We start from the raw sequence: 4,701 nt of genomic DNA on the forward strand, positions 1-4,701 counted from the left end.
TCCGACGGTGAGCGGATGTACCACACCGGTGACATGGCGCGGTGGACGGCGGATGGGCAGTTGGTGTTCGCGGGGCGTGCGGACGAGCAGGTGAAAATCCGCGGCTTCCGCATCGAACCGGGTGAGGTCGCCGAGGCGCTCAGCGCTCACTCTGCGGTGGCACAGGCCGCGGTGGTGGTGCGGGATGACGTGACAGGCGAGAAGCAGCTGATCGCCTACATCGTGCCGGCCTCCTCGGGCGGGGAGCCCGACGTACTGCTCGGTGAGGTGCGGGAGCACGCAGCGCAGCGGCTGCCGGGGTACATGGTGCCCGCGGCGTTGATCGCTCTCGATGAACTGCCGCTGACGCCCAACGGAAAGCTGGACCGCAAAGCTCTGCCTGCTCCGGACCTCGCCGCGGCGTCCGGCGCGGGCCGAGCGCTGGCCACCGCGGAGGAGGAGATCCTCTGTTCCGCATTCGCCGAGGTCCTCGGGCTGGCTGAAGTAGGAGCCGACGACGACTTCTTCGCGCTGGGCGGGCATTCGCTCCTGGCGGTGTCGCTCGTGGAGCGGCTGAGGGTTCGAGGCGTGGCGGTCTCGGTGCGGGCACTGTTCCAGGCGCCGACGCCGGCCGGCCTCGCGGTGGCGGGCGCACCCGAGTCTGTGGCGGTGCCGCACAACCTGATTCCTGCGGACGCGCAGGAGATCACCCCAGAGATGCTGCCGCTGGTGGATCTGAACGCGGCCGAGATCGAGCACATCGTCTCGCGGGTACCGGGCGGCGCGGCCAACGTGGCAGACGTGTATCCGCTCGCTCCCCTACAGGAAGGCTTCCTCTTCCACTTCCTGCTGGCGGACGGAGGCGATGACGCGTATGTGGTGCCCAGGGTGCTGGGCTTTCAGTCGCGGGACCGGTTGGACGCGTTCCTGGTCGCGTTGCAGCGGGTGATCGACCGGCATGACATCTACCGCACGGCGATCGTGTGGGAGGGGTTGCGCGAGCCGGTACAGGTGGTGACCCGTCGAGCCACACTGCCGGTGGACGAGGTCACACTCGAGCCCGACACCCCGGATGCGGTCGCTCAGTTGCTGGCGGCGGGCGGTTCGCGGATGGACTTGAGCCGATCTCCGCTGATCGATGTGCACACGGCCGCTGAGCCCGGTACGGGCCGCTGGCTGGCGCTGCTGCGTATCCATCATCTGGTTCAGGATCACACCGCACAGGACGTACTGCTCGATGAGCTGAGCGCCTTCCTGTCGGGACGGGAGGACGAGCTGCGGGAGCCCCTCCCGTTCCGCAACTTCGTGGCGCAGGCCCGCCTCGGTGTCGCGCGTGAAGAGCATGAGCGTTACTTCACCGAGCTCCTCGGCGATGTGGAGGAGACCACAGCACCGTACGGACTTCTTGACGTCCACGGTGACGGCAGCGGCGTGGCGCGATCCCATCTCGTGGTGACTGAGGAAGTCGCCAGCCGCGTCAGGGAGTTGGCGCGTTCGCTGGGCGTGAGTGCGGCGACGGTGTTCCATCTGGCGTGGGCGCGGGTGCTGGCGGTGCTCAGCGGGCGGGATGACGTGGTGTTCGGCACGGTGCTCTTCGGCCGGATGAACGCGGGCGCGGGCGCGGACCGGATCCAGGGGCCGTTCATCAACACCCTGCCGGTGCGGGTACGCGTCGGATCATCCACTGTCGCTGCGGCGCTGTCGGACCTGCGGCTGCAACTGGCCGAGCTGCTGGTACACGAACACGCTCCGTTGGCCCTGGCGCAGCAGGCCAGTGGCGTGCTGGGTGACAGCCCACTGTTCACCTCGATCTTCAACTACCGACACGGCCAGGCCGTCGGGCGGACCGCAGCCCCGGACCGTCGCACCGGACTCAAGGGAATCAGCACTGTATTCACCCGGGAGGCGACCAACTATCCCGTCAGCGTGGCCGTCGACGATCACGGATCCCGGTTCGGCCTGAGCATCGATGCGGTGAGTCCTGCCGACGCGGAACAGATGTGCAGACTGCTCCGGACCTGCCTGGAAGACCTCGTGGCTGCCTTGGAGGACACACCGGACAAGCCGCTCGCGGCGGTGGAAGTACTCGACCCCGGCGAGCGGTACCGGGTCGTAACGGAGTGGAACGACGTGGCCACTGCGACCCCGGACATGACCGTGCCCCAGACGATCGCCCAATGGGCGGCGGACGCGCCGGGCACGGTCGCCGTGGCCTGCGACGGGACGGAAGTGTCGTACGCGGAACTCGACGCGCGCGCGAACCGGCTGGCGCATTGCCTGAGGCAACAGGGCGTCGGCGCCGAGTCGGTGGTCGGCCTGTGCCTGCCACGTGGCGTGGAGACAGTGGTGGCCATCCTGGGAGTGTGGCGGGCCGGTGCAGCCTATGTGCCGCTGGACCCTGAATACCCGGTGGAGCGGCTGTCGTTCATGCTCGAGGACAGCGGGGCACGTCTCGTCGTCGGCTTGAGCGACCTCACGCGCGGCCTCTTCGCACCCGGCCTCCGCAGGCTGGACCTGGACGCCCCGGAAACAGTGGATGCGCTGGCATCGGCGCCGACATCGGCGCCCCAACTCGATGTCTCTGCCGACCAACTGGCATACGTGATCTACACATCGGGCTCCACCGGGCGCCCCAAGGGCGTACAGGCCACGCACGGCGGCATGGCGAACCTTGCCATGGCGCTGGCGCCGATTCTCCGTGCAGGTCCGACGGTACGCATTCTGCAGTTCGCCTCGTTCAGCTTCGACGCCTCGGTAGTCGATGTGGCGGCGACTCTGACCGCCGGCGGTACGCTCGTGGTGGCCTCGTCGGCCGAGCGCTCCGATACCCGGGAACTGGTACGGATGGTCCGGGATGAGGGCATCGAGTCGGCCAGCGTCGTGCCCTCCCTGCTGGCAGTGCTGGATCCGGCGGACCTGCCGGACGTCTCCACGATCGTGGTGGGTGCCGAGCCGATTTCGCGCGAGCAGGCCGCGCTTTGGAGCGAGGGTCGGAACCTCGTACATGCCTACGGGCCGACCGAATCGACAGTGATGGTCACGACCGGCCCGCCGGACGCCGGGCCGGTGGTGACCATGGGCTCTCCGCTTGTCAACACCAAGGTGTTCGTGCTGGACGGCTCACTCAATCCGGTTCCGGTGGGTGTGACAGGCGAGTTGTACATCGGCGGCGACCAATTGGCCCGCGGATACGCCGGTCGTAGCGCTCTCACCTCGGAACGGTTTGTGGCCTCCCCGTACGGCGGACCGGGTGATCGGATGTACCGGACGGGCGACGAGGCGCGGTGGACCGCCGACGGTCGGCTGGTGTTCGTGGGCCGGGCGGATGAGCAGGTGAAGATTCGCGGCTTCCGAGTGGAGCCGGCCGAGGTGGCTGCCGCGCTTTCTGGTTGCCCGGCGGTCACGCAGACCGCAGTGATCGCCAGAGAGGACACACCGGGCGACAAGCGACTGGTCGCCTACGTGGTACCCGCCGAAAACGCGGACACCGCACAACTGTTCTCTGTGGTGCGGAACTTCGCTTCGAATCAGCTGCCGGAATTCATGGTGCCTTCGGCCGTGGTGGTCCTGGACGCGCTGCCGCTGACGGTGAACGGCAAGCTGGACCGCAAGGCATTGCCCGCCCCGATCCACGCGACAGCGGCTGCTGCGAGTCGCGGACCATCCACCCCTCAGGAGGAGATTCTGTGTGGGGTGTTCGCCCTGGTTCTCGGCCTGGAGAGCGTCGGCGCCGAGGACAACTTCTTTGAGCTTGGCGGTCATTCGCTGCTGGCCACACGGCTGGTGAGCCGGGTGCGTTCGGTGCTGGGAGTCGAGCTGCCCTTGCGCGCACTGTTCGACGCGCCGACACCGGCCGGAGTGGCCGCGCGTCTGCGGGGGGCGGACACGGGGCGTACTGCATTGACGGCGGGAGCCCGTCCTGAGCGGATCCCGTTGTCGTATGCGCAGCGACGGCTGTGGTTCATCGGTCAGCTGGAAGGGCCGAGCCCGACGTACAACATTCCGACGGTGCTCCGGCTCGCCGGGCAGGTGGACCAGGAGGCGCTGAACGCGGCGCTGAGGGATGTGATCGGCCGGCACGAGGTTCTGCGCACCGTCTTCGGCGTGGCGGCCGACGGTGAGCCCTACCAGCGAATCCTGGATCTTTCGGAATTGCCGTGGGGTCTGCAGACGGTGGACCTCGCGGCTGCCGAAGGTGCAGCCGAGTCGGCGGGCATTATTGCGGAGGCAACCGGCTATGCGTTCGACCTTGCGGTCGAGGTGCCGATCCGGGCCTGGCTGATCAAGGAGGCCGCCGACGACTATGTCCTGGTCGTGGTCGTGCATCACATCGCGAGCGACGGCTGGTCGGACGCCCCCTTGGCACGCGACATTTCGGTTGCTTATGCGGCGCGGTGTGCGGGGCGGGCTCCGGAGTGGGAGCCGCTGCCCGTGCAGTACGCGGACTATGCGTTGTGGCAGCGCGAGCTGCTGGGCGCAGAGGATGCCCCGGAGAGTCTGCTCTCGCGGCAGGTGGAGTACTGGCGACGTGAACTGGATTGCACTCCTGAGGAGTTGGCTCTTCCATTCGACCGTCCCCGTCCTGCTGTTCCCTCGCGCGAGGGGCATGGAGTACGGCTGAACGTGTCGGCGGGGGTGCATGCGCGGCTGTTGGAGTTGGCGCGGGAGCGGGGCGTGACGCTGTTCATGCTGATGCAGTCGGCGTTGGCGGTGACGTTGTCG

The 4,701-nt window shown here is 68.0% G+C and carries 1 protein-coding gene; it reads left to right on the forward strand.

Translation table 11 applies throughout. The features are described 5' to 3' along the window. Nucleotides 1–15: 15 nt before the first annotated feature. A partial coding sequence (locus ABZX30_RS37710) for an amino acid adenylation domain-containing protein (protein ID WP_355942847.1) occupies nt 16–4,701 on the forward strand: 4,686 nt, incomplete at its 3' end.

Source organism: Streptomyces sp. NPDC004542, assembly GCF_040610035.1.
GTDB lineage: Bacteria > Actinomycetota > Actinomycetes > Streptomycetales > Streptomycetaceae > Streptomyces.